This is a genomic window from Mycobacterium sp. pV006, from assembly GCF_041287115.1.
In the GTDB taxonomy this organism is placed as follows: domain Bacteria; phylum Actinomycetota; class Actinomycetes; order Mycobacteriales; family Mycobacteriaceae; genus Mycobacterium.
This window is the reverse complement of sequence record NZ_JBGGKT010000002.1, coordinates 130040-153407: the sequence shown is the minus strand read 5'-3', so window position 1 is coordinate 153407 and position 23368 is coordinate 130040. Positions and strand designations below refer to the sequence as shown.

Genomic DNA, 23368 nt, shown 5'->3' with positions numbered 1-23368 from the left:
CGCCACGATATGACACCTGTAAACGGGAGGTACCTGCGGTCGCTCAAGCGGGACGCGCGGTCAGCGGTCCGGCGGGCCGGCCCTGGTCCTGGCGCGGCCGCGCGCTGAACGACAGCCCGAACTGGTTGAGTGTGGCGGGCATGGGCCGGGCCGGGGCCAGCGGTTGGCCCGACTCCAACGTCAGGTGCGTGCGTGCCAGCAGCCCGGCCAGGAACGTGCTGGTGGTGAACAGCACGAGGTGGCGGCCCGGGCATTGGCCGGGGCCCGCGGAGAAGGGCACCAGTTGTGGATACCGCTGCGCGGTGCCGTCGAGCCAGATGTCGGGGACGAACGCATCGGCGAACGGCAGAAGGTCGGGGTCGCGGTGGAACGCCGGCACCGGGATGAGCACCGATGCCGGCGGCGACGTCGTCACCTCGGCCGGAGTGCCCTCATGCCAAGTGGTCGTCGTGGTCAGCTCGCGCAGGATCGCCGGTGTGGTGGGCCACAGCCGGACCGACTCCAACACGCAGGCCCGCAGGAACGGGCGCACCGCAACCGAATCCGGATCGTCGACCTCGCAGCGCACCAGCGCGTCGGGATGCGTGGACAGCAGCGCCAACGTCCGCAGCGAGGTCATCCCGGCCGCGTCGAACGCGAACAGCCACTGCGGAACCTGGCCGACCGGGTCGACGGCGTCGGACGCGGGCGTCGCGGCCAGGACCCCCAGCAGGCTGTCCGGGTCGGGTGTCTCGGCGTAGCGGTGCAGCTTGGCGAAGAACCGGTCGCGCCGCCGCGGATGCGGCAGGCTCGCGAACGACCAGTTGCCGGCCTTGCGCAGCCGCCACAGGTCGTCGGTGATCGAGTCGTCGTCCTCGGCGGCCGCGCCCAGCACCACGCGACGCACGACCCGCCACCACGCCACGGTGAACTGCGCGGAATCGAAGCCCTCCCCTGCGAGCACCGCGTCGGTGAACACGGTGGCGTGCCGCGCCACCGCTGCGTGCAGAGGCGCGGCCAAGCGGTGCAGTTCGGCGTCGGAGTCCAGCACGGCGTCGTTGAATTCGCGCCGCTCCTGCCGGATCTCGCCGCGCGTCGACAGCACCCCGTGCGGCTCGAACTGGTCGAGGGCGTGGCGTTTCTCCCAGCTGGCCGGGTGGAACGGGTCGGGTGTCTGCGCCAGCACGCCGCCGACGTCGGCCGGGTCGAGGGGCACCACGATGTGGCGGCCCGGGATCGCGAGGTCGACGGGTCCGCGTCCGTAGCGGTCGCGCAGGATGTGCAGCCGGCGCACCCCGCGGGCGTCGGCCTCCAGCCGGTCCAGCAGGCCCATCATCGGACGGCGGCGGGCGAGGACACCGGCCGCGACCGACGGCAGTCCGAGGTCGGCGAGCGTGAGTGCCGCTTCGACCCCGGTCAGTCGTGGAGCAGGACGCGCCATGTCACAGCTTCGCGCCCTCGGGGCTGTCCGCATCCGCGCCGCGGCCTTCGCGGCTGTTGCGGTAGGCGGACTTGCGCAGCGACGTCAGCCACCGCGGCAACAGCGCCACCTCGGTGCCGCTGCGCACGGTCGGATCGAACGGCTGGTCACAGCCCGGCTCGTCGTCACAGACCTCGCGTTGCAGCGTCAGCGTCGCGAGGTTGGTGAACGGCGCGTTGCCGCGGGCCTGTTCGACACTGAATTCCAATGGTGCCGAACGTAAGTGCGAGCGCAGCGCGTCGATCGACAGGCCGTCACCGTCGAGCGGGGTGCGCAGTTGTGCGCGCAGCCAGAATGTTCCGCCGCGGTAGCCCAGCGGCATCAGCGTCGAGTACTGGGCCGCCGACCACGCGGCGACCGGCCGCAGCACCACCCGGGTGGACGACGACACGGTCAGCACGTCCCAGGGGTGCTCGCCGTCGGCGTCGCGCTGCATCCGCCACGCCAGGCCGGCGAAGTCGGGCAGCGAACCGGGCGTCCCGGCGCCCTTGGAGAGACGGGCGACGACATCGCCGGACACCAGGGGCAGGCCCTCGCCGTCCGGGGCGAGGCGGGTGACGGTGCCGGCGCAGAGCAGTCCCGTGGGATGGAAGAACCGCTTGTCCCGCAATGCCGCGCCGGCGCGTAAGGGCAAGGTGGTCAGCTCTGAGATGGTCATCTGATCTGTCTGCCCGGTTCCGTCATGATCAAACGCCGGTTAGACACCCCGGCGGCCGGGTATCCGCGCGGCCATGCCGTCACTGTGGACCGATGGACGCATCCAGACCCCCACGTCGGCAGGAGTCGCCGACGATATCCGCTCAGCAGATGTCGTCGTCGTGGGCGCAGGGCTGACCGGGCTGACCACGGCGCTGCTGTTGGCGCGCGCCGGCAAGAAGGTGGTGGTCCTCGAAGCCCGCCACGTCGGGGCCTGCGCGACCGGCAACACCACCGGCAAGGTCAGTGTGCTGCAGGGCAGCAAGCTCGCCCGCATCGCCGGCAAGCACCGCACCGACGTGCTGCGCGCGTACGTCACCGGCAACACCGAGGGCCGCGACTGGCTGCTGCGGTACTGCGACGAGCACGGGATCAGCGTGCAACGCGAGGACGACCACGCCTACGCGCAGACCACCAAAGGCCTGAGCACGGCCCGCGACATTCTCGACGCCTGCCGGGACGCCGGACTCGACGACGCGACCTGGGTCGACGACGCCGACGTGCCGTTCCCGTTCCGCGGCGGGGTCCGGCTGCCCGACCAGGCCCAGCTCGACCCGATGCCGGTGCTGACCAGCCTGACCGCCGAACTCGAACGCCACGGCGGCACCCTGCTGCAGGGCATGCGGGTGACGTCGGTGTCGGGAACAGGACCCGTCGACGTCCACGTGCGGCTCTCGAGCGCACCCGACAACAGCCGCGACGCCCAGATCGTCATCCGCACCCAGAAATGCGTATTGGCCACGGGCACACCGATTCTGGATCGCGGAATGTTCTTCGCCAGGGTCGAGGCGCAGCGGTCGTACTGCTTGGCCTTCGACGTGCCTGGGGAGATCACCCGGTCGATGTACATCGCGGTGGACTCGCCGACCCGCTCGGTGCGCTACGCACCTACCAAGTCGGGCGATAAGCTCATCGTCGGCGGCGCCGGCCACTCGGTGGGCCGCTCGAGCACACCCGGCAAGAGCATCGGCGAACTCGCCGACTGGGCCAGAGAGCACTATCCCGGTGCGACACAGACCCACTTCTGGTCGGCCCAGGATTACCACTCGGCCACCGAGCTGCCCTACGTCGGGCCGATCCTCCCGAAGCTCGAAAACATCTTGGTCGCAACGGGATTCGACAAGTGGGGGATGACCAACGGCGTGGCGGCCGCGCTGGCGCTGTCCGCGCGGATCCTGGGTGGACGGATGGACTGGGCGCAGGCCTTCGAGAGCTGGAGCTCCCACGAACTCAACGGCCTGCCCACCGCGGCGGAGTTCAACGCGAAGGTCGGGCTGCACATGGCGCTCGGCTGGGCCAGACCGCTGGTGCCGTCCGGGGCGCCCGACGACGGCGAGGGCACCGTACGCGGACTGCCGTGGCAGCTGGAGGCCGAGAGCGTCGTCGACGGTTCGCGACGCGCGGTGTCCCCGGTCTGCCCCCACCTCGGCGGCATCGTGGCATGGAACGAGGCGGACCAGGCGTGGGAGTGCCCGCTGCACGGTTCACGGTTCGGCCCCGATGGGGCTCTGCTGGAAGGACCGGCCACTCGCGGCCTGACGGCGGCGACCTGACTTCAGTCGCGGAGCGTCTCCGACGGCATGCACCCGTAGCTCTGCCGGTACAGACTCGCGAACCGCCCGGCATGGGCGAACCCCCACCGCGTGGCGATCGTCTGCACACTGGTGGCGGTGGGGTCGGCGCGCACCAGATCGCGGTGCGCATGATCCAGCCGGACCCGGCGCAGATACTCCATCGGGGTGTGGTCGAGGTGCCGGCGGAACACGTACTGCAGCGCGCGCGGCGTCAGGTGCACGGCCTCGGCGATGTCGGCCAGCGCGATGTCACGGTCGGCGTGGCTGTCGATGAACGCCACGGCACGGCCCAGCACCGCCGGAGCGGCGTTGAGCCCGGCGGTCTCGTCGAGCTCGGTGATCGTGGTGTTGGGCAACGTCGACAGCACCGTCGCCGCCAACAGCGAGGCCGTGTTCGACGCGACCAGCGGCGTCGGGGGTTGATCGGCGCGCGCCACCGTCGACACGTAGTCGATGGCGGCACGCAACTGGAGTTCGGCAGCCGGCGACACGGGTCGGTGGCCGAGCAGCCGTACGGGCGGGCCGCCGTATCCCGCGATGCGGTCCAGCAGGGCAGGGTCGAACATCGTCAGGTCGTAGGTGGCCTCGCAGGCCCGGCCCGAGTACGGCAGATCCGGCGGGGAGAGCAGGGTGACGTCACCCGGCGCGAACACATCGGTCGGCTCGCCGATGAAATTCTCTTCGATGTGCCCCTCGTGCACCCGGCACAGGCAGATCCGTTCGATCGGCTTCGCGTCGTAGGTCATGTGGAATCCGACGTGCACCTCGTCGAAGCTGACCGGGCCGAGCCACCGGCGTTCCACGCGGGCGTGTGCCTGCTCGCCGGGCTCGGCGGCCAGCGACATCTTCGCGTACGTCTGGGACAGGAAGTCCTCGGTGGCGCCGAGGTCCGAGCTGACGAACCGCAGTTCGTCGTGCTGGCGGGCGGGCGCCGAAGACGAGGGCGACGTGTGGTCATTCAATGCAGCCACCGGCTCACGAATGGTCGGACGGGCATCTGGCTATACCCAGTGCCCCCTACCATACCGTCGCGGCTCGCGCCGTACCGTGCGGCGAATGGTCACCGCTTGATCATCATCGCTTGATCGTCGTCAGACGTGATCTGATGGTCTGACTCCTCAACGCGGCTCATCCTCCCCCGCAAGCGGGAGGTGCCCCCACGCCGCTTGATCGTCGTCAGACCGTCGCCGGTGCCCCCAGCGCCGCATTGATCGCATCCACGCGGTCCTTCGCGTCGCCGAACAGCATCTGCGTGTTCTCCCGGAAGAACAGCGGGTTCTGCACGCCGGCGTACCCGGAGGCCATGGACCGCTTGAACACGATGACGTTGTCGGCATTCCACACCGTCAGCACCGGCATGCCGGCGATCGGGCTGCCCGGATCCTCCGACGCGGCCGGGTTGACCGTGTCGTTGGCGCCGATCACCAGCACCACCGAGGTGCCGTCGAAGTCGTCGTTGATCTCGTCCATCTCCAGGACGATGTCGTAGGGCACCTTGGCCTCGGCCAGCAGCACGTTCATGTGCCCGGGCAGACGGCCGGCGACCGGATGGATGCCGAACCGCACCTCGACGCCGCGCTCGCGCAGCTTGCGCGTCAGCTCGGCCACGCCGTACTGGGCCTGCGCGACCGCCATGCCGTAACCGGGGGTGATGATCACCGAGGTGGCGTTGGCCAGCAGTTCGGCCGCGCCTTCGGCGGTGATCTCGCGGTGCTCGCCGTAGTCCTTGTCGTCGGCGGGTCCGGCCTCGATGCCGAAGCCGCCCGCGATCACCGAGATGAACGACCGGTTCATCGCCTTGCACATGATGTAGGACAGGTAGGCACCCGAGGAGCCGACCAGCGCACCGGTGACGATCAGCAGGTCGTTGCCCAGCAGGAAGCCGGCCGCCGCGGCAGCCCAGCCCGAGTAGCTGTTGAGCATCGACACCACCACCGGCATGTCGCCGCCGCCGATCGAGGCGACCAGGTGCCAGCCGAGCAGCAGCGCCAGGACGGTGACCGCGACCAGCACCCACAGCTGCGGGTCGATGACGAACCACACTGTCAGCGCGGCGAACACCACCAGCGCGCCGACGTTCAAGAAGTTCTTGCCGGGCAGCATCATCGGGGCGGACTTCATCCGCGCCGAGAGCTTGAGGTTGGCCACGATCGACCCGGTGAACGTCACCGCGCCGATGAACACGCCGATGACGACCTCGCCGGAGTGGATGCCCAGCATCCCCTCCTCGGCCAGTGCCACGGCCTCGGCGCCCGACGGGTCGGCCTCGACGTGCAGGTAGCCGTTCCAGCCGACGAGCACCGCGGCCAGACCGACGAACGAGTGCAGCAACGCGATCAGCTCGGGCATACCGGTCATCTCGACCTGGCGGGCGCGCCACAGGCCGATCGCCGCGCCGATCACCGTCGCGACCACCAGCAGCCCGAGACCGAGCGGCTCGATCTGGTGGTTGATCGCCAGCGCGATGGTCGCGACCAGCGCGATGGTCATGCCGCCGATGCCGTAGCTGATGCCGGCTCGGGAGGTCTCGTGCTTGGACAGCCCGGCCAGTGACAGCACGAAGAGCAGCGCCGCGACGACGTAGGCCGCGGTGGCGGTGGTTTCCAGGGTGAACATGTCTGTCTAGCTCCTCGTGAACATCGCGAGCATGCGGCGCGTGACCGCGAAACCGCCGAAGATGTTGATGCTGGCCAGCAGGATCGCGACGAAGGCGACCGCGGTGACGACGGCGTTGCCGTGCCCGATCTGCAGCAGCGCGCCGACGACGATGATCCCGGAGATCGCGTTGGTCACCGACATCAGCGGGGTGTGCAACGCGTGATGCACGTTGCCGATGACGTAGTAGCCGATCACGATGGCCAGCGCGAACACCGTCAGGTGGATCTGCAGTGCGGCCGGGGAGATCGCGATCAGCGCGAACAGCGCGGCCGCCGCGGCGAAGGTCAGCCCCAGCCGGCGCCCGGCCGACATGGGTTGCTTGGCCGGCTTGGCCTCCACGGGCGCCGCGGCCGCCGCTGCGGCCGGCGCCGCGGACACCTGCACCGGGGGCGGCGGCCAGGTGATGGTGCCGTCGCGGACGACGGTCACCGAGCGCTGCACCACGTCGTCGAAGTCGAGCGTGAGCTGGCCGTCCTTCTCGGGGGTGAGCAGCTTCAGCAGGTTCACCAGGTTGGTGCCGTACAGCTGGGACGACTGGGCGGGCAGGCGGCCGGCCAGATCGGTGTAGCCGATGATCGTCACGCCGTTGTCGGTGACGATCGCCTGGTCCTTGACGGTGCCCTCGACGTTGCCGCCGTTGGCTGCGGCCATGTCCACGATGACGCTGCCGGACTTCATCGACGCGACCATCTCGGCGGTGATGATGCGCGGCGCCGGCTTACCCGGGATCAGCGCGGTGGTGATGATGATGTCGACGTCCTTGCACTGCTCGGCGTACAGCGCCGCCTCGCGGGCCTTGTAGTCGTCGCCCATCTCCTTGGCGTAACCGGTCGCCGACACCTCGGCGGCCGCCGGATCCACGGCCAGGTACTCGCCGCCCAGCGACTTGACCTGGTCGGCGACCTCGGGGCGCGGGTCGGTGGCGCGCACGACGGCGCCCAGACTGCCCGCCGCGCCGATCGCGGCCAGGCCGGCCACACCGGCGCCGACGACGAGCACCTTCGCGGGCGGGACCTTGCCGGCCGCGGTCACCTGGCCGGTGAAGAAGCGGCCGAACCGATGCGCCGCCTCGACCACCGCGCGGTAGCCGGCGATGTTGGCCATCGACGACAGCACGTCCATCGACTGTGCCCGCGAGATCCGGGGCACCGCGTCCATCGCGAGCACGGTGATCGGCCGCGTGGCCAGTTGTTCGAGCAGTTCGGGCTGCAACGCCGGCGAGATCAGGCTGATCAGGGTGGCGCCGTCACGCAGGCCGGCGATCTCGCCCCGCGACGGGGCGTTGACCTTCAGCACGACGTCGGAGGCCAGCACGTCGTAGGTGGACCCCACCTCGGCGCCGGCTTCGGCGTAGGCCGCGTCGGAGAAGCTCGCCGCCTTACCGGCACCGGATTCCACCAGTACCCGGTAGCCCAGCTTGATCAGCTGCCCCACGGTCTGTGGGGTCGCCGCGACCCGCGTTTCCCCAGGCAGGGACTCTCTCGGTATCCCGATGATCATCGATGTCGATCCGATCTAGGCGTTGCTTCCCAGTGCCGTCCGAGCACGCCAACGCGCTCTGACACCGTCCGTCGTGCGACGGATAAAGATGTCAGTGTAGGAGGACGCCGGAAAAACTCCGCATCGCCGTCAGCGGTCCCGTCTCCGCCGGCACGAATTCCGCTCGCGCTGAGCGCAGATATTCCGTCAGCGTGACGCGTGCGTCAATGTTCGCCGGTGTCCGTTTCCGTCGACGTCGCCCCGATCACGCCACCCGCGCCGCGCCCGTCGGAGCTGGGCGTTCCGGTCGGGGGCGGGGGACCGGACGGCTGACCCGCGCGCTGCTGCCGCTGCTGTCGGTCGCGGTGTTCGGTGTGCTCTGGCAGCTCGCCGCGGCCAGCGGGATCTGGAACCAGACCTTCGTGCCCTACCCGGCGACGGTGTGGCGGGCCTTCGTCGACGTGTCGACCACCCACGACGGGGTCCGCGGCTACGCCGGCTACCTCCTGTGGGAGCACCTCTACATGACACTGCGACGGGTGCTCGCCGGCGTCGCCATCGGGGTGGTGCTCGGTGTGCTGCTCGGCCTGATCATGGGATCGGTGCGCTGGGTGCGCAGTGTCCTGGAACCGTGGTTGACGTTCCTGCGTGCGTTGCCGCCGCTGGCGTACTTCTTCCTTCTGGTGATCTGGCTCGGCATCGACGAAGCGCCCAAGGTGACACTGCTCGCGTTGGCGGCGCTGCCGCCCGCCGCGGTGGCCACCACCGCGGCCGTCGTCGCCGCCCCCGTCGGATTGCAGGAAGCGGCAAGGGCTTTGGGCGCCGGGCGGCGTGACGTGATCCGTGACGTGGTGATCCCGTCGGCGTTGCCGGAGACGTTCACCGGTATCCGGCTGGCGGTCGGGATGGCCTACTCGTCGGTGGTGGCCGCCGAGCTGTTCAACGGGATCCCCGGCGTCGGCGGACTGGTCAAGGACGCCAGCAACTACAACAACACCCCGGTCGTGCTGGTCGGGATCTTCGCCATCGGGTTCTCCGGTCTGGTGATCGACGGCCTGCTGCGCGCCGCCGAACGGCGCAGCGTTCCCTGGAGAGGAAAGATATGAAAACCAAAGCCGTTCTGGTGTCGCTGCTTTCGGCGCTGCTGGTGCTGACGGGATGCTCGGTGGGCGCACAGGATCAGCAGGCCGACAAGCCGACCATCCGGATCGGGTACCAGACGTTCCCCAGCGGAGACCTGATCGTCAAGAACAACAGGTGGCTCGAAGAAGCGTTGCCGGACTACAACATCAAGTGGACGAAGTTCGACTCCGGTGCCGACATCAACACCGCGTTCATCGCGGGGGAACTCGATTTCGGTGCGTTGGGCTCCAGTCCGGTCGCGCGCGGCCTGTCGGCACCGCTGAACATCCCGTACAAGGTGGTGTTCATCCTCGACGTCGCCGGCGACAACGAGGCGCTGGTGGCACGCAACGACGCCGGTATCGACGACGTCGCCCAGCTGCGCGGCAAGCGCATCGCCACGCCGTTCGCCTCGACCGCGCACTACAGCCTCCTGGCCGCCCTCGACCAGAACGGGTTGACCGCCGACGACGTCACGCTGATCGACCTTCAGCCGCAAGCGATCCTGGCCGCATGGGACCGCGGCGACATCGATGCCGCCTATACGTGGCTGCCCACGCTGGACCAATTGCGGGCTACCGGAAGGGACCTGATCACCAGCCGCCAACTCGCCGACGCCGGCAAACCCACGCTGGATCTGGCGACGGTGTCCGAAGAGTTCGCCGCCGCCCACCCGGAGGTGGTCGACACCTGGCGGCAACAGCAGGTGCGTGCCCTCGGCGTCATCCGCGACGACCCGCAGGCTGCCGCGACGGCCATCGCCGCCGAGGTCGGCTTGTCGCCCGAGGACGTCGCCGGGCAGCTCGAGCAGATGGTGTTCGTCTCCGCAGAGGACCTCTCGTCGCCGGAATGGCTCGGCACCGCGGGCAATCCCGGGAACCTGGCCGCGAACCTGCAGAGCGCCTCGCAGTTCCTCGCCGACCAGAAGCAGATCCCGGAAGCCGGCCCGCTGACCGCGTTTCAGGAGGCGATCTACACCGAGGGGCTCCCCGATGCCCTCGGCGAGTGATGGTGTGGTCCGCATCGAGGGCGTCTCACACCGCTACGGCAGCGGCCGCGATCAGGTGACCGCCCTGGGCCCGGTCGACCTGACCGTGGATCCGGGATCGTTCCTGGTGCTCGTCGGCGCCTCGGGGTGCGGGAAGAGCACGCTGCTGCGGCTGTTGGCCGGGTTCGAGGAACCCACTCAGGGCGCGGTCCACGTGGCCGGCCGAGCGCCCACCCCCGGGGTGACCGCCGGTGTGGTGTTCCAGCAGCCGCGGCTTTTCCCGTGGCGCACGGTCGGCGGCAACGTCGACCTGGCGCTCAAGTACGCGAAGGTGCCGCGGGACCGGCGTGCCGAGCGGCGCGACGAACTGCTCGAACGCGTCGGCCTGGCGGGCATGGCACACCGGCGCATCTGGGAGATCAGCGGCGGACAGCAGCAGCGGGTGGCGATCGCGCGCGCCCTCGCCGCAGAGACCCCGCTGTTCCTGCTCGACGAGCCCTTCGCCGCGCTGGACACGCTGACCCGCGAGCGGTTGCAGGAGGACGTGCGGCAGGTCAGCGCCGAGTCGGGACGCACCACGGTGTTCGTCACCCACAGCGCCGAGGAGGCCGCGTTCCTCGGTTCCCGCATCGTGGTGCTGACCCGCCGGCCCGGACAGGTGGCCCTCGACATCCCGGTCGACCTGCCGCGCACCGGCGTCGACCCCGACGACCTCCGGCGCTCGCCGGAGTACGCGGAGTTGCGGGCCGAGGTGGGGCGCGCCGTGAAGTCAGCCGCGGCCTGAGGCTGCATCTCGAAACGGCACCGATCGGGTATCGAGATGTCGGTGGGCGGTGCGTGCGCTGGTCAGCGGCCGCACGATGGCGAGGTGAGCATGGTCGTCGAACGCGGGCTCGCCCGCTGCCCGCGCTGCGTGTCGGTGGCGGACTACGCCTTCATCGAGGACGTGAGCGGCATGCGCTACGAGGTCCGGTGCCGCAAGTGCGGCGAACGCTACGAAGAGGAGAGCCGGCCGTCGGCCGCGGTCGTCCCGGTGCCCGCACCCGAGCCGCCCATCGAGTGGCCACGCGACCGTGACCCGGTGCCGCCGCGCGACTGGCGCGCGGAGCTACGGGAACGGATTCCCGCCGAGCAGGTCGCCCGGGTCACCGCGGTGTTGCGCAGCGGCGGCAGCGCGGCCGCGCGGCACGGTCGTGACGGGGCCGCAGCCGCGAGCCGGCGTCTGAGCGACGTCAACGACCGGGCCCGGGCGTGGATTCGGGCGCGCCGACAGCAGGACGAGATCAGCAGGCGCGCCGGGGATGCCGTCGCGGCAGATCAGACCGGCGGATAGGCCGGTGGCGGGTAGACACCGCGCAGGATCCAGGCGAACCAGTTGATGCCGTACTCCAGCTCATCGCTGGCGTCATAGTCCGGATTGGGGTCCACGTCATCACCTCTCGCCTGCATGCGGGCTATGCGGCGAGTGTAGACCTGTCTGCCGCGCGGCAACACGGCAACGACTTAGACTGGCCAACCAGTTAGTGGACCGCCGAGAAGTCAGGCCGCCGATACATGAGTCGCCATTCTGAGACCGCCCCGACCAACGGGATGTCGCGCCGGGAGGAATTGCTGGCCGTGGCCACCAAACTGTTCGCCGCGCGCGGGTACCACGGCACCAGGATGGACGACGTGGCCGACGCGGTCGGGCTGAACAAGGCCACCGTCTACCACTACTACGCGAGCAAGTCGCTGATCCTCTACGACATCTACAAGGGCGCTGCCGACTTCACCGTCGACGCACTGCACGACGATCCGACCGCGTCTGCCCGCGAGACCATCTACCACTTCACCCGCCGCCTGCTGGTCGGCATCGCCAGCGACATCGAACGTGCCGCCGTCTACTTCCAGGAGGGGCCCTACATCACCGAGTGGTTCACCGAGGAACAGGTGGCCTACATCCGGGAGAAGGAAGCCCAGGTCTACGAACACGTCCGCGACGTGATCGACCGCGGCATCGCCAGCGGCGAGTTCTACGACTGCGATTCCCACGTGCTGGCTCTCGGCTACATCGGCATGACCCTGGGGTCCTACCGGTGGCTGCGCCCGCACGGCCGGCGCAGCGCCGAGGAGATCGCCGTCGAGTTCAGCACCGCCCTGCTGCGCGGGTTGATCCGTCAGGAGGCGGTGCGGACCGGCTCGCCGCTGGGCGACGGGGTCGTTGCCGAGGTCGAACCCGCCGGCTGACTAACCGTCGCCCACCGGATGGGCGAGGAATTCGGTCAGCACCGAGGTCATCGCCGGGATCGCGTCGGTGTGGATGACCTCGTAGCCGTGGGTGCTCAACGTGGGCAGGCACAGCAGCGCGGCCTGGGCGGTGTTGCCGTTGGCCTTCGCATGCGACGCGTCGGACTCGAACGCGCCGAGCACCGCGGCCTGCGGGACCATCCCCTGCCGGCGGGCGACGTCCATCAGCCGGTCGGCGACGGGCTTGTCGTAGACGGCCATGGCGTCGCTGTAGGCGACGATCGGGCCGCCCGCGACTGTGGTGCCGTACTCGGGTTCGGTCGGACCGACCTCGACGGCCAACGTCAGATGACCGGGCAGGTGTTGGGCGGCATAGGCCCCGCCGAGACCGCCGAGTTCCTCGTCGGTGGTGAAGACCAGGTAGACGTCACCTGCGGGCGGGGCGCCGTCGCGCAGGCGGCGGGCCGCCCCCAGCAGGGCCGTGACGGGGGCACGGTCGTCCATGAAGTAGCAGCCGAGGTAGTCGCCGAGGTCGACCAGTGTGCGCTTGCTGCGGTCGACGCACACCCGTGTGCCCGGCCCAACCCCCGCCGCCGCCAGCTGCGCCTTGTCGCGTCCGGAGAACACGTACACGTCTGGCCAGTCCAGAGCCTTGTCGCCCTGGTCGGGCTTGGTCTGCCAGATGCGCGGCGTCTCCTTGGTGGTGTGCTCGGAGCCGAGCGCCAGAACCCCGCAGAACGTCTCCTCGTCGCCGAGGATCGCCACCGGACCGAGCCCGAAATTGCCCGGATACATCGTGCCCAGCGGGGTCAGGTGGATCAGGCCGTCGTCGTCGATGCGCTTGACCAACATCGACAACTCGTCCATGTGGGCCAGCACCCGCACCGGCGATGCGTCCCCGCCGCGGATGACGCCGACCAGGTTGCCCGCCGGATCCACCCAGATGTCGTCGACGACGGGGGTGAGTTCGCGTCGGCAGATGTCACGCACCGCGTCTTCCTGCCCGCACGGACCGTAGGCGAGCAGCAGTTCCTGCAGGAGTTCCCGATAGTCGTCCACGATGACGCCGCATACCCGGGCTGAGTCGTTCGAACCCGGGTATCAGATGCAGGTGACGATCCGAATCGGCTGCTCCGGGTGGGCGTACGACCATTGGAAGGGCGTTCTCTACGAGCGCGGTGTCCCCGCGTCGCGACGTCTGGACCGGTACGCGGAGGAGTTCGACACCGTCGAGCTCAACGGCAGCTTCTACCGGTGGCCGCGCGACGAGTCGTTCGCCGGCTGGCGTGACCGGTTGCCCCCGGGATTCGTCATGGCGGTCAAGGCGGCCCGCGGCCTGACCCATGCGCGGCGGCTGCGCGCACCGGAGGTGTGGATCGAACGGTTCGAACGTGGCTGGAAGGAGCTCGGCGACCGCGGCGGGCCGCTGCTCGTCCAGCTGCATCCGGCGCTCGAGCGCGACGACGCGCGGCTGGACCACTTCCTCGGCGCCATGCCGGGCGCCATCCCGGTGGCCGTGGAATTCCGCCACCCGTCCTGGGAACACCCCGAGGTCTACGAGCTGCTGGCCCGCCATGGCGCGGCGTACGTCGTGATGAGTGGTGCCGGGCTGCCGTGCACGCTGCAGGCCACCGCCGGCTTCGTCTACGTGCGCCTGCACGGCCCGGATCCCACCGCCATGTACGGGGGTTCCTACAGCGACGACGACCTGCGCTGGTGGGCCGACCGCGTCGGCGAATGGCACGACCAGGGCCGCGACGTGCTGGTCTATTTCAACAACGATCTCGGCGGCAACGCGGTGCGCAATGCACGCGACCTGCGCGCGCTGCTGGGGTGCTGAGGGTCGATATGCTCTGCCGATGCCGCTGGTGAGTAAGACAGTCGAGGTCGAGGCGTCCGGCGAGACCGTGATGCGGATCGTGCAGGACTTCGAGGCCTACCCGCAGTGGAACGAGGAGATCAAGGGCTGCTGGGTGCTGGCCCGCTACCCGGACGGCCGGCCCAGCCAGTTGCGCCTGGACGTGGTGGTGCAGGGACAGTCCGGCACGTTCATCACCGCCGTGTACTACCCGGCGGAGAACCAGATCTACACGGTGCTGCAGCAGGGCGATCACTTCGACAAGCAGGAGCAGCGGTTCTCGGTCGTCCCGATCGGCCCCGCCTCGCTGCTCACCGTCGACCTCGACGTCGAGACCAAGCTGCCGCTGCCCAAACCGATGGTGAAGAAGGCGATCGGGGACACGCTGGACTACCTCGCCGACAACCTCAAGAAGCGCGCCGAGCACCTCGCGACCCAGTAGCGACCTACTGCAGGTACGGCACCACCCGGTCCCAGAAGTGCTCGTCGGTGCGGCCCATGGACAGTCCGGCCTGCGCCCGCAGCGCCATCGCCCGCCGGTGGATGCGTTGCGCGGTGGTGCGGGGCATGTCGGCGGGTCCGAAGCGTCCGCGACGGATGCGGCGTAACCGGCCGCGCCGCACCTCCCAGCGCAGCGCGTCGGAGACGCTCTTCGAGGCACGTCCGGCGATGGTGAACCCGTGGTAGTGCAGGTCCTCGACGATGTCGGCGATGTCGGCCGGGCCGTGGCGGAACAGATGGTCGACGATCACGTAGCGCAGATCGGTGCCGCGCAGCTGTGGTGTCTCGGTCACCTCCGCACCGTCGCAGGACGGACCGACGGCTCCGATGCTCGGGACGCGGGAAAGTGTCTGTGCTGTGGACGGATTCGCGATTGTGGAGCATGCGTCCGGCGGTCCTCGGTGCGCTCGGTCAGACGACACGCTTCTCGAAAGACCAGCACGAGCGAATTTGTCGGAGGTCGGTGAGGCCGCCTAACGATTGTCCGACAAAATCGCTCGCGCTGGTCTTTTCGGGGACCCGCATCGCGCGCGAGCCGTCGACACCCAAGGCGTTACGACGGCCGGATGCGGGAGCGGACCACGGCCGGGTGCGGGAGCCGACCGTTCAGCGCCGGTTCTCCTGCCACAGCCCGGCCTGGTCCAGCCACGCCAGCAGCCGGTCGAGCCCGTCGGTGAACTGCTGATCGGTCAGATCGACGACGGTGTGGACGTCGCGGCGGCGCAACGCGGCGATCAGGCGGTCGTGACTGGCCACCGCGGCGACCCCCCACGCGGGGTCGGTGACGAACAGTTGCGGCGGCAGATACCGCGCCACGTGCAGCAGGAACCACGCCAGCTTGATGCGGCCGCTGGCGCGGTTGAACAGCCGATGGAAATTGAACTCCGCGGCGGCGATGGCACCGGCGTCGCCGTCCTCGACCGCCGCGGACATCCGGCGGTTGAGACGTTCGAGTTCGTCGATCTCCTCGTCGGTGATGCGCCGGGTGGTGGTGGCCGCCAACTCCTGGGCGATGGTCGACTGCAGCCAGAAGATGTCCTCGATGTCCTTGCGCGTCAACGGCGTCACCCGGTGTCCCCGGTGCGGTTCGAGTTCGACCATCCCTTCGCCGCGCAGCGTGCGCAGCGCCTCCCGCACCGGCGTGATGCTCACACCCAGTCGCGCGGCGGTCTCGTCGAGGCGGATGAAGGTGTTGGGCCGCAGCGTGCCGGTCATGATCTCGGCGCGCAGCCGCGCGGCCACCTCGTCGGACAGTTGTTCGCGCCGCACCGAGCCCTGGCGCGGCTTGGCGGGAGCGTTCATCGTCGCCTTTCCGGCAGTGAAGCGGAGCCTTGTCTCCTGACCGCCGGGGCCATACTGTGACCGGGGCAACACAATGTTTGATCAAATATCATCATCGCGCAACCCCCGGCCAGGAGAAGGACCACGTGACTGACCCCTCCGCCGCGTTCGGCGTACCGACCGAGCAGCCCTTCCTGGCGCGCCGCCAGAACTGGACGAACCAGCTCGCCCGGCATGCCCTGATGCAGCCCGGCGCGACCGCGCTGCGCTTCCTGGGGCGCACCATCACGTGGGGCGAGCTCGACCAGCGCGTCACCGCGCTGGCCGCCGACCTGCACGCGAGGGGCATCGGCTTCGGCGACCGGGTGCTGATCCTGATGCTCAACCGGCCCGAGTTCATCGAGTCGTTCCTGGCGATCAACAAGCTCGGTGCCATCGCCGTGCCGGTGAACTTCCGGATGACGCCGCCGGAGATCGCGTTCCTGGTCTCCGACTGCGAAGCCCGCGTCGTCATCACCGAGTCGGTCCTGACCAACGTGGCCACCGCGGTGCGCGACCTCAACCCGACGCTGTCCACCGTCGTCGTGGCCGGCGGCGCCTCCGATGCGGGCGTGCTCGACTACGAGCAGCTGATCGCCGGCAGTACCGGGGACTGCCCGGTCGTCGACATCCCCAACGACTCGCCGGCATTGATCATGTACACCTCCGGCACCACGGGCCGTCCCAAGGGTGCCGTGCTCACCCACACCAACATCTCCGGGCAGGCGCTGACGTTCCTGTTCACCAGCGGAGCCGACCTCAACCACGACGTCGGTTTCATCGGGGTCCCGCTGTTCCACATCGCCGGCATCGGGAACATGATCCCCGGGTTGCTGCTCGGGCGGCCGACCGTGCTGTACCCCCTCGGCGCGTTCGAGCCGGGCGAACTGCTCGACGTCCTCGAAGCCGAGGAGGTGACCGGCATCTTCCTGGTTCCGGCGCAGTGGCAGGCGGTCTGCGCCGCGCAGCGGGCCAAGCCGCGCAACGTGCGACTGCGCACGTTGTCCTGGGGTGCCGCCCCGGCGTCGGACACCCTGCTGCGCGAGATGTCCGAGACCTTCCCGGGCGCCCAGATCCTCGCCGCGTTCGGCCAGACCGAGATGTCTCCGGTGACCTGCATGCTGTTGGGCGAGGACGCCATCCGCAAACTCGGCTCGGTCGGCAAGGTCATCCCGACGGTCTCGGCGCGCATCGTCGACGACGAGATGAACGACGTGCCCATCGGACAGGTCGGTGAAATCGTCTATCGCGCACCGACTTTGATGGCCGGCTACTGGAACAACCCGGAGGCCACCGCGGAGGCCTTCGAGGGCGGCTGGTTCCACTCCGGTGACCTCGTCCGGCAGGACGAAGACGGATACATCTGGGTGGTCGACCGCAAGAAGGACATGATCATCTCCGGCGGCGAGAACATCTACTGCGCGGAAGTCGAGAACGTGCTCGCGGCGCACCCCGACATCGTCGAGGTCGCCGTGATCGGTCGCACGCACCCGAAGTGGGGAGAGGTCCCGGTTGCGGTCGTGGCACTGCGCAGTTCGACCGGCGCACAGCTGCAGCTGGCCGATCTTGACGAATTCCTGACATCGCGGCTGGCGCGCTACAAGCACCCCAAGGCCCTCGAGGTGGTCGACGCGTTGCCGCGCAACCCGGCGGGCAAGGTTCTCAAGACCGAACTACGGAAGCGGTACAGCAATCCCGACGGTGCTGACGCCGGTGAAAGTAGCACTCCGACAACGGTTTCGGCTGCGGAATCCGTCAATTAGCCGACAGAGGGATAGTTTGCTAACGGTTCGAGGCCGAATCCCGTCGATGCGGTACGCGGCGGCCAATCGATCGGGTACAGTCCGGTGGTCCGTCTCACTACCGACGGGTAGCGAGACGGTCCTTACTCGAACTGAGTCCGGGCGGGAAGGGAGCGTGCGACAGGTGCTGCCGGTGCGCTACGCCAGCGATGAATCGTTCGGGGAGGCTTCCCGGTGACGACTTCGTCCAAGTCCAGCAATCTGGGCGGCTACGTCCGCGACCAGGTGCGTCCCGGGCTGGAAGCCGTCGGCGGTTTCGTCCGCATGTGTGTGCTGGTCGGCAAGGCGCTGCTGCGACCGCCGTTCCAGTGGCGCGAGTTCATCCTGCAGAGCTGGTTCCTCATGCGGGTGGCGTTCCTGCCGACGCTGGCGGTGTCGATCCCGCTGACCGTGCTGCTGATCTTCACGCTGAACATCCTGCTCGCCGAGTTCGGCGCGGCCGACGTGTCGGGCGCCGGCGCAGCGATCGGCGCCGTGACCCAGCTCGGGCCGCTGGTGACCGTGCTCGTGGTGGCCGGTGCCGGATCCACCGCGATCTGCGCCGACCTGGGCGCGCGCACCATCCGCGAGGAGATCGACGCCCTCGAGGTCCTCGGCATCGACCCGATCCACCGCCTGGTGGTCCCGCGCGTGGTCGCGTCGACGTTCGTCGCGATCCTGCTCAACGGCGCGGTGATCACCGTCGGCCTGGTCGGCGGGTTCATCTTCGGCGTCTACCTGCAGAACGTGTCGGCCGGCGCGTACGTGTCGACGCTGACGCTGATCACCGGCCTGCCCGAAGTGCTCATCTCGATCATCAAGGCCGCCACGTTCGGGCTGATCGCCGGTCTCGTCGGGTGCTACCGGGGTCTGACCGTCGGCGGCGGCGCCAAGGGTGTGGGCACCGCGGTCAACGAGACGCTGGTGCTCTGCGTCATCGCGCTGTTCGCGGTCAACGTCGTGCTGACCACCATCGGCGTCCGATTCGGAACGGGGAGCTGACGTGTCGACGACCGCCGTTCTGAAGGCCCGCTTCCCGCGCGGGGCGGCCACCGCGCAACGCCTGGCCGGCGCTCCAGCACGCGGCCTGGACTCCCTCGGCCACGTCGCATGGTTCGTGGTCACCGCCGTCGGCTCGATCGGTCACGCACTGCGCTTCTACCGCCGCGAGATGCTGCGGCTGATCGCCGAGATCGGCATGGGCACCGGCGCCATGGCCGTCATCGGCGGCACCGTCGCCATCGTCGGGTTCGTCACGCTGTCGGGTTCGTCGCTGGTGGCCATCCAGGGCTTCGCCTCGCTCGGCAACATCGGCGTCGAGGCGTTCACCGGGTTCTTCGCCGCCCTGATCAACGTACGCATCGCCGCGCCGGTGGTGGCCGGGCAGGCGCTGGCCGCCACGGTCGGCGCGGGCGCGACCGCCGAGTTGGGCGCCATGCGCATCAGCGAGGAGATCGACGCCCTTGAGGTGATGGGCATCAAGTCCATCTCCTACCTGGTCTCGACGCGCATCATGGCCGGGTTCGTGGTGATCATCCCGCTGTATGCGATGGCGATCATCATGAGCTTCCTGTCCGCGCAGGCCACCACCACGATCTTCTACGGTCAGTCGGTCGGTACCTACGAGCACTACTTCCGCACGTTCCTGCGGCCCGACGACGTGATGTGGTCGTTCATCCAGGCCGTCATCATCTCGGTGATCGTGATGCTCAACCACTGCTATTACGGCTACTACGCCAGCGGCGGTCCGGTCGGCGTGGGAGAGGCCGTGGGCCGCTCGATGCGGGCCTCACTGGTGGCGATCGTCTGTGTGGTCCTGTTCGCCTCGTTGGCGCTCTACGGCGTCGACCCGAACTTCAACCTGACGGTGTAGCGCCATGACCGCACCCGTGAACTCCCGACGCCAACCCCCGTACAAGCTTGCGGGTGTGGTGCTGGCGATCCTCGCGATCATCATGCTGGTGTTCGTCTACCTGCAGTTCCGCGGCGAGCTGCTGCCGCGCGAAAAGCTGACGATGCTCTCGGCGCGGTCGGGCCTGTCCATGGATCCCGGAGCGAAGGTCACCTACAACGGCGTGCAGATCGGCCGGGTCGGCCAGGTCGACCAGGTGACCGTCGACGGGGAACCGCGCGCCAAGATCACCCTCGAGGTCGACCCGAAGTACCTGGAGCTGATCCCGCAGAACGCCGAGGCCGAGATCAGCGCCACCACGGTGTTCGGCAGTAAGTACGTGTCGTTCTCCGCCCCGGAGAACCCGTCGACTCAGCGGCTCAGCGCCAGCGACGTCATCGACGTCACCTCGGTGACCACCGAGTTCAACACCCTGTTCGAGACGGTGGTGGAGATCTCCGAGCAGGTCGACCCGATCAAGCTGAACCAGACCCTGAGCGCGACGGCCGAAGCGCTCGACGGACTCGGGGACCGCTTCGGCGAGTCGATCATCGACGGCAACGAGATCCTCGCCGAGATCAACCCGCAGATGCCGCAGATCCGCCGCGACAACCAACTGCTCGCCGACCTGACCGACGTGTACGCCGGTGCGGCACCGGACCTGTTCGACGGACTGGAGAACGCGGTGACCACCGCGCGCACCCTTAACGCCCAGCGCGGCGACGTCGACCAGGCACTGATGGCCTCGGTCGGGTTCGGCAACACCGGCGGCGACGTCTTCGAACGCGGCGCGCCCTACTTCGTGCGTACCGCGGAGGACCTGATCCCGACCACGGCGCTGCTGGACAAGTACAGCCCGCAGTTCTTCTGCATGTTCCGCAACTACCACGACGTCGAACCGAAGATCAGCGACGCGCTGGGCGGCAACGGCTACTCCCTCAAGACCCACTCGCAGGTGCTGGGCCTGGGCGCCGGTAACGCCTACGTCTACCCGGACAACCTGCCGCGCGTGAACGCCAAGGGCGGACCCGGTGGCCGGCCGGGCTGCTGGCAGCCCATCACCCGGGACCTGTGGCCGGCGCCGTTCCTGGTCCTCGACACCGGCGCGTCGATCGCCCCGTACAACCACCTGGAGCTGGGCCAGCCGCTTCTGACCGAGTACGTCTGGGGACGCCAAGTCGGAGAGCACACGATCAACCCATGAAAATCACCGGAACCGCGATCAAGCTCGGCGCCTTCTCCCTGGTGCTGCTCATGTTCACCGCGATCATCGTGGTGGTCTTCGGACAGGTGCGGTTCGACCGCACCACCAGCTACTCGGCGATCTTCTCCAGTGCCAGCGGTCTGCGGCCCGGCCAGTTCGTCCGGGCATCGGGAGTCGAGGTCGGCAAGGTCGATGGTGTCGAGCTGATCGACGGCGGCACCAAGGTCAAGGTCGACTTCAACGTGGACCGGTCGCTGGAGCTGTTCGACGAGACGCGCGCCTCGGTCCGGTACCTCAACCTCATCGGCGACCGCTACCTGGAGCTGTCCCGCGGAGACAGCAACACCAGAATCGATGCGGGCGCGACCATTCCGATCGAGCTGACCCAACCGGCGCTGGACCTCGATGCGCTGATCGGCGGCTTCCGTCCGGTGTTCCAGTCCCTGGAACCGGAGAAGGTCAACACCATCGCGCAGTCGCTGATCACCGTGTTCCAAGGACAGGGCGGCACCATCAACGACATCCTCGACCAGACGGCCGCGCTGACCTCGGCGCTGGCGGACCGTGACCAGGCCATCGGCGAGGTGGTCAAGAACCTCAACACGGTGCTGGAGACCACGGTCAAGCATCAGGAGGAGTTCGACCAGACGGTGCAGAACTTCGAGGTGCTCATCACCGGGCTGAAGAACCGCGCCGACCCGCTGGCCGGTTCGGTGGCCGAGATCAGCGACGCCGCGGGCACGATCTCCGATCTGCTGGCCGACAACCGGCCGCTGATCAAGGACACCGTCAGCAAGCTGGAGGTGCTGCAGGAGCCGCTGGTCGAGCAGAGCGACGAGTTCAACAAGTTCCTCTCCGACCTGCCCCAAGCGCTGGCGATCATCGGCCGGTCGGGCGGCATCTACGGCGACTTCTTCAACTTCTACGCCTGCGACATCACGTTGAAGCTCAACGGGCTGCAACCGGGCGGGCCGGTGCGCACCGTCAAGGTGTGGAGTCAGCCGTCGGGTAGGTGCACGCCGAAATGAGAGTCCTCGAAGGATCTAACCGCGTCCGCAGCGGGCTGATGGGCGTCATCATCCTGGTCATCGTGATCGGGGTGGGGCAGAGCTTCGCCAGCGTGCCGATGCTTTTCGCGCAGCCCACCTACTACGCGCAGTTCGCCGACACCGGAGGATTGAACTCCGGGGACAAGGTGCGCATCGCCGGCGTCGACGTCGGCACCGTGCAGTCCATGGAGATCGACGGCGACCGTGTGGTCATCGGATATTCGCTGGGCGGCACCCAGATCGGCACCCAGAGCCGCGCCGCGATCCGCACCGACACCATCCTCGGGCGCCGCAACATCGAGATCGAGCCCCGCGGCGACGACCCGCTGCCGCCCAGCGGTGTGCTGCCGCTGGGACAGACCACTACGCCGTATCAGATCTACGACGCGTTCTACGACCTGAGCAACTCCGCCGCGAACTGGGACACCCAGACGGTCAAGGAATCGCTGAACGTGCTGTCGGAGACCATCGACCAGACCTACCCGCACCTGAGCGCCGCGCTCGACGGGGTGGCCCGGTTCTCCGACACCATCGGCAAGCGTGACGACCAGATCAAGGCGCTGCTGGCCAACGCCAACAAGGTCGCCGGCGTCCTCGGCAACCGCAGCGGGCAGATCAACGCGCTGCTGGTCAACGCGCAGACCCTCCTCGAGGCGGTCAACCAGCGCAACTACGCCGTCGGCCAGCTGCTGGAGCGGGTCTCCGGGTTCTCGGCACAGGTGCGCGGTCTCATCGACGACAACCCGAACCTCAACCGCGTGCTCGAGCAGCTGCGGGTGCTGTCGGACATCCTCAACGCGCGCAAGATGGACCTCGCCGACTCGCTGTCTTCGCTGTCGAAGTTCATGGTGTCGCTCGGTGAGGCGCTGGCCTCGGGCCCGTACTTCAAGGTCATGCTGGCCAACCTGGCCCCGTACTGGATTCTGCAGCCCTTCGTCGACGCCGCATTCAAGAAGCGCGGCATCGACCCCGAGGAGTTCTGGCGCAACGCCGGCCTGCCGGCCTTCCGGTTCCCGGATCCCAACGGCACCGGCTTCTCCAACGGCGCGCCGCCGCCGGCGCCGACGCCGCTGGAGGGCACCCCGGAGAACCCCGGTCCCGCAGTGCCGCCCGGCTCGCCGTGCTCGTACACCCCACCCGCCGACGGTCTGCCGCGGCCGGGGAACCCGCTGCCGTGTGCGGACCTGACGGTCGGACCGTACGGCGACAACCCCTACGGCCCGAACTACGAGAACCAGCGTCCGAACGTCGCGACGTCGGCGCCCGACGCCCACGGCCCGCAGCCGTCGCCGGGTGTGCCGGCCGCGGCGATCCCCGGCCAGATGTCGCCGGACGTGCCCGGTGCGCGGGTGCCGCTGCCCGCGGCACCGCCGGGAGCCCGCACCGTGCCGCTGGCCCCGCAGCCGTCCGCGCCGGACTTCACGCCCGGCATCGCGCCGCTGCCGCCGGCCCTCGACGGGCCGCCGCCGCCTCCGGGACCGGGTCCCGCGCTCGCACCTGCGGGCCAGGCCCCGCTGCCGGGCAATCCGCCGTTCCTCCCGCCGGGATCTCAGGGCTGAGGG

General features: G+C 69.0%; 22 protein-coding genes and 1 pseudogene. 14 read left to right on the top strand and 9 right to left on the bottom strand.

From position 1 onward, the window contains the following. Positions 1-43: 43 nt before the first annotated feature. Positions 44-1420, bottom strand: a complete 1377-nt coding sequence (locus tag ACAG25_RS03970; protein ID WP_370487001.1) for a cytochrome P450 — start codon at positions 1418-1420, stop codon at positions 44-46. 1 nt (position 1421) lies between these two features. Beyond that, positions 1422-2117, bottom strand: a complete 696-nt coding sequence (locus tag ACAG25_RS03965) for a phosphodiesterase (protein WP_370487000.1) — start codon at positions 2115-2117, stop codon at positions 1422-1424. A 73-nt stretch (positions 2118-2190) separates the two neighbouring features. On the opposite strand from ACAG25_RS03965, the gene ACAG25_RS03960 reads away from it, so the two are divergent. Further along, positions 2191-3708, top strand: coding sequence for an FAD-dependent oxidoreductase (locus tag ACAG25_RS03960; RefSeq protein ID WP_370486999.1), 1518 nt, complete (start codon positions 2191-2193; stop codon positions 3706-3708). 2 nt (positions 3709-3710) lie between these two features. On the opposite strand, the gene ACAG25_RS03955 is transcribed toward ACAG25_RS03960, so the two are convergent. The 3 genes from ACAG25_RS03955 to ACAG25_RS03945 all read right to left on the bottom strand — a co-directional run bounded on the left by ACAG25_RS03955 (position 3711) and on the right by ACAG25_RS03945 (position 7887). Next, positions 3711-4700, bottom strand: a complete 990-nt coding sequence (locus tag ACAG25_RS03955; protein ID WP_370486998.1) for a helix-turn-helix transcriptional regulator — start codon at positions 4698-4700, stop codon at positions 3711-3713. 205 nt (positions 4701-4905) lie between these two features. Further along, on the bottom strand, positions 4906-6345 hold the full coding sequence (pntB, locus tag ACAG25_RS03950) for a Re/Si-specific NAD(P)(+) transhydrogenase subunit beta (RefSeq protein WP_370486997.1): 1440 nt from the start codon (positions 6343-6345) through the stop codon (positions 4906-4908). A 6-nt stretch (positions 6346-6351) separates the two neighbouring features. Next, positions 6352-7887, bottom strand: a complete 1536-nt coding sequence (locus ACAG25_RS03945; RefSeq protein ID WP_370486996.1) for a Re/Si-specific NAD(P)(+) transhydrogenase subunit alpha — start codon at positions 7885-7887, stop codon at positions 6352-6354. Between the two features lie 191 nt (positions 7888-8078). Here ACAG25_RS03945 and ACAG25_RS03940 point away from each other — a divergent pair, with 191 nt between their 5' ends. The 4 genes from ACAG25_RS03940 (at position 8079) to ACAG25_RS03925 (ending at position 11309) form a co-directional block, all read left to right on the top strand. After that, positions 8079-8972 carry an ABC transporter permease gene (locus ACAG25_RS03940; protein WP_370486995.1) on the top strand — a complete coding sequence of 298 codons (894 nt, stop codon included), beginning with the start codon at positions 8079-8081 and terminating at the stop codon, positions 8970-8972. After that, positions 8969-9997 (top strand): glycine betaine ABC transporter substrate-binding protein, encoded by a 1029-nt coding sequence (locus tag ACAG25_RS03935; protein ID WP_370486994.1) that lies wholly within the window; start codon positions 8969-8971, stop codon positions 9995-9997. The genes ACAG25_RS03940 and ACAG25_RS03935 overlap by 4 nt, the downstream gene beginning before the upstream one ends. Next, entirely contained in the window at positions 9981-10760 is a 780-nt protein-coding gene (locus tag ACAG25_RS03930) for an ABC transporter ATP-binding protein (protein WP_370486993.1), read from the top strand. Before ACAG25_RS03935 ends, ACAG25_RS03930 begins: the two co-directional genes overlap by 17 nt. A gap of 90 nt (positions 10761-10850) precedes the next feature. Further along, entirely contained in the window at positions 10851-11309 is a 459-nt protein-coding gene (locus ACAG25_RS03925) for a hypothetical protein (protein ID WP_370487389.1), read from the top strand. Here ACAG25_RS03925 and ACAG25_RS03920 read toward each other — a convergent pair. After that, positions 11294-11404, bottom strand: a pseudogene (locus ACAG25_RS03920) (CAP domain-containing protein); the annotation flags it as partial. The gene ACAG25_RS03925 and the pseudogene ACAG25_RS03920 sit on opposite strands and share 16 nt — an antisense overlap. Positions 11405-11530: 126 nt before the next feature. On the opposite strand from ACAG25_RS03920, the gene ACAG25_RS03915 reads away from it, so the two are divergent. Then, a complete protein-coding gene (locus tag ACAG25_RS03915; RefSeq protein WP_370486992.1) occupies positions 11531-12202 on the top strand; it encodes a TetR/AcrR family transcriptional regulator in 672 nt (223 codons plus the stop codon). Here ACAG25_RS03915 and ACAG25_RS03910 read toward each other — a convergent pair whose 3' ends face one another. Beyond that, entirely contained in the window at positions 12203-13261 is a 1059-nt protein-coding gene (locus ACAG25_RS03910; protein WP_370486991.1) for a M42 family metallopeptidase, read from the bottom strand. It abuts the gene before it with no gap. Positions 13262-13313: 52 nt separating this feature from the next. Here ACAG25_RS03910 and ACAG25_RS03905 point away from each other — a divergent pair, with 52 nt between their 5' ends. Together ACAG25_RS03905 and ACAG25_RS03900 are read left to right on the top strand one after the other, a co-directional pair. Further along, the gene (locus ACAG25_RS03905) at positions 13314-14042 is read left to right on the top strand and encodes a DUF72 domain-containing protein (protein WP_370486990.1); all 729 of its coding nucleotides are present in this window, start codon (positions 13314-13316) and stop codon (positions 14040-14042) included. 19 nt (positions 14043-14061) lie between these two features. Next, positions 14062-14502: an SRPBCC family protein gene (locus ACAG25_RS03900; RefSeq protein WP_370486989.1), complete on the top strand. Its 441-nt coding sequence runs from the start codon at positions 14062-14064 to the stop codon at positions 14500-14502. A 4-nt stretch (positions 14503-14506) separates the two neighbouring features. On the opposite strand, the gene ACAG25_RS03895 is transcribed toward ACAG25_RS03900, so the two are convergent. Together ACAG25_RS03895 and ACAG25_RS03890 are read right to left on the bottom strand one after the other, a co-directional pair. Then, the gene (locus tag ACAG25_RS03895) at positions 14507-14854 is read right to left on the bottom strand and encodes a hypothetical protein (RefSeq protein WP_370486988.1); all 348 of its coding nucleotides are present in this window, start codon (positions 14852-14854) and stop codon (positions 14507-14509) included. Between the two features lie 313 nt (positions 14855-15167). Next, entirely contained in the window at positions 15168-15863 is a 696-nt protein-coding gene (locus ACAG25_RS03890) for a GntR family transcriptional regulator (protein WP_370486987.1), read from the bottom strand. 125 nt (positions 15864-15988) lie between these two features. On the opposite strand from ACAG25_RS03890, the gene fadD5 reads away from it, so the two are divergent. The 6 genes from fadD5 (at position 15989) to ACAG25_RS03860 (ending at position 23365) form a co-directional block, all read left to right on the top strand. Further along, positions 15989-17644 (top strand): fatty-acid--CoA ligase FadD5, encoded by a 1656-nt coding sequence (gene fadD5 / locus ACAG25_RS03885; protein ID WP_370486986.1) that lies wholly within the window; start codon positions 15989-15991, stop codon positions 17642-17644. A gap of 303 nt (positions 17645-17947) precedes the next feature. Beyond that, positions 17948-18664: an MlaE family ABC transporter permease gene (locus ACAG25_RS03880; RefSeq protein ID WP_370487388.1), complete on the top strand. Its 717-nt coding sequence runs from the start codon at positions 17948-17950 to the stop codon at positions 18662-18664. A gap of 1 nt (position 18665) precedes the next feature. After that, positions 18666-19535 carry an MlaE family ABC transporter permease gene (locus ACAG25_RS03875; protein WP_370486985.1) on the top strand — a complete coding sequence of 290 codons (870 nt, stop codon included), beginning with the start codon at positions 18666-18668 and terminating at the stop codon, positions 19533-19535. A gap of 4 nt (positions 19536-19539) precedes the next feature. After that, on the top strand, positions 19540-20757 hold the full coding sequence (locus ACAG25_RS03870) for an MCE family protein (RefSeq protein WP_370486984.1): 1218 nt from the start codon (positions 19540-19542) through the stop codon (positions 20755-20757). Continuing rightward, positions 20754-21785, top strand: coding sequence for a virulence factor Mce family protein (locus ACAG25_RS03865; protein WP_370486983.1), 1032 nt, complete (start codon positions 20754-20756; stop codon positions 21783-21785). The genes ACAG25_RS03870 and ACAG25_RS03865 overlap by 4 nt, the downstream gene beginning before the upstream one ends. Continuing rightward, on the top strand, positions 21782-23365 hold the full coding sequence (locus ACAG25_RS03860; RefSeq protein WP_370486982.1) for an MCE family protein: 1584 nt from the start codon (positions 21782-21784) through the stop codon (positions 23363-23365). The genes ACAG25_RS03865 and ACAG25_RS03860 overlap by 4 nt, the downstream gene beginning before the upstream one ends. Positions 23366-23368: the final 3 nt, after the last annotated feature.

What these genes read in the sequence shown, in the direction of transcription:
- ACAG25_RS03900 (WP_370486989.1), top strand. Translation starts at nt 14,062, where the DNA reads ATGCCGCTGGTGAGTAAGACAGTCGAGGTCGAGGCGTCCGGCGAGACC.
- ACAG25_RS03945 (WP_370486996.1), bottom strand. Translation starts at nt 7,887, where the DNA reads ATGATCATCGGGATACCGAGAGAGTCCCTGCCTGGGGAAACGCGGGTC.
- pntB (WP_370486997.1), bottom strand. Translation starts at nt 6,345, where the DNA reads ATGTTCACCCTGGAAACCACCGCCACCGCGGCCTACGTCGTCGCGGCG.
- ACAG25_RS03865 (WP_370486983.1), top strand. Translation starts at nt 20,754, where the DNA reads ATGAAAATCACCGGAACCGCGATCAAGCTCGGCGCCTTCTCCCTGGTG.
- ACAG25_RS03935 (WP_370486994.1), top strand. Translation starts at nt 8,969, where the DNA reads ATGAAAACCAAAGCCGTTCTGGTGTCGCTGCTTTCGGCGCTGCTGGTG.
- ACAG25_RS03880 (WP_370487388.1), top strand. Translation starts at nt 17,948, where the DNA reads ATGTGTGTGCTGGTCGGCAAGGCGCTGCTGCGACCGCCGTTCCAGTGG.
- ACAG25_RS03970 (WP_370487001.1), bottom strand. Translation starts at nt 1,420, where the DNA reads ATGGCGCGTCCTGCTCCACGACTGACCGGGGTCGAAGCGGCACTCACG.
- ACAG25_RS03925 (WP_370487389.1), top strand. Translation starts at nt 10,851, where the DNA reads ATGGTCGTCGAACGCGGGCTCGCCCGCTGCCCGCGCTGCGTGTCGGTG.
- ACAG25_RS03930 (WP_370486993.1), top strand. Translation starts at nt 9,981, where the DNA reads ATGCCCTCGGCGAGTGATGGTGTGGTCCGCATCGAGGGCGTCTCACAC.
- ACAG25_RS03890 (WP_370486987.1), bottom strand. Translation starts at nt 15,863, where the DNA reads ATGAACGCTCCCGCCAAGCCGCGCCAGGGCTCGGTGCGGCGCGAACAA.
- ACAG25_RS03915 (WP_370486992.1), top strand. Translation starts at nt 11,531, where the DNA reads ATGAGTCGCCATTCTGAGACCGCCCCGACCAACGGGATGTCGCGCCGG.
- ACAG25_RS03860 (WP_370486982.1), top strand. Translation starts at nt 21,782, where the DNA reads ATGAGAGTCCTCGAAGGATCTAACCGCGTCCGCAGCGGGCTGATGGGC.
- ACAG25_RS03965 (WP_370487000.1), bottom strand. Translation starts at nt 2,117, where the DNA reads ATGACCATCTCAGAGCTGACCACCTTGCCCTTACGCGCCGGCGCGGCA.
- ACAG25_RS03960 (WP_370486999.1), top strand. Translation starts at nt 2,191, where the DNA reads ATGCCGTCACTGTGGACCGATGGACGCATCCAGACCCCCACGTCGGCA.
- ACAG25_RS03870 (WP_370486984.1), top strand. Translation starts at nt 19,540, where the DNA reads ATGACCGCACCCGTGAACTCCCGACGCCAACCCCCGTACAAGCTTGCG.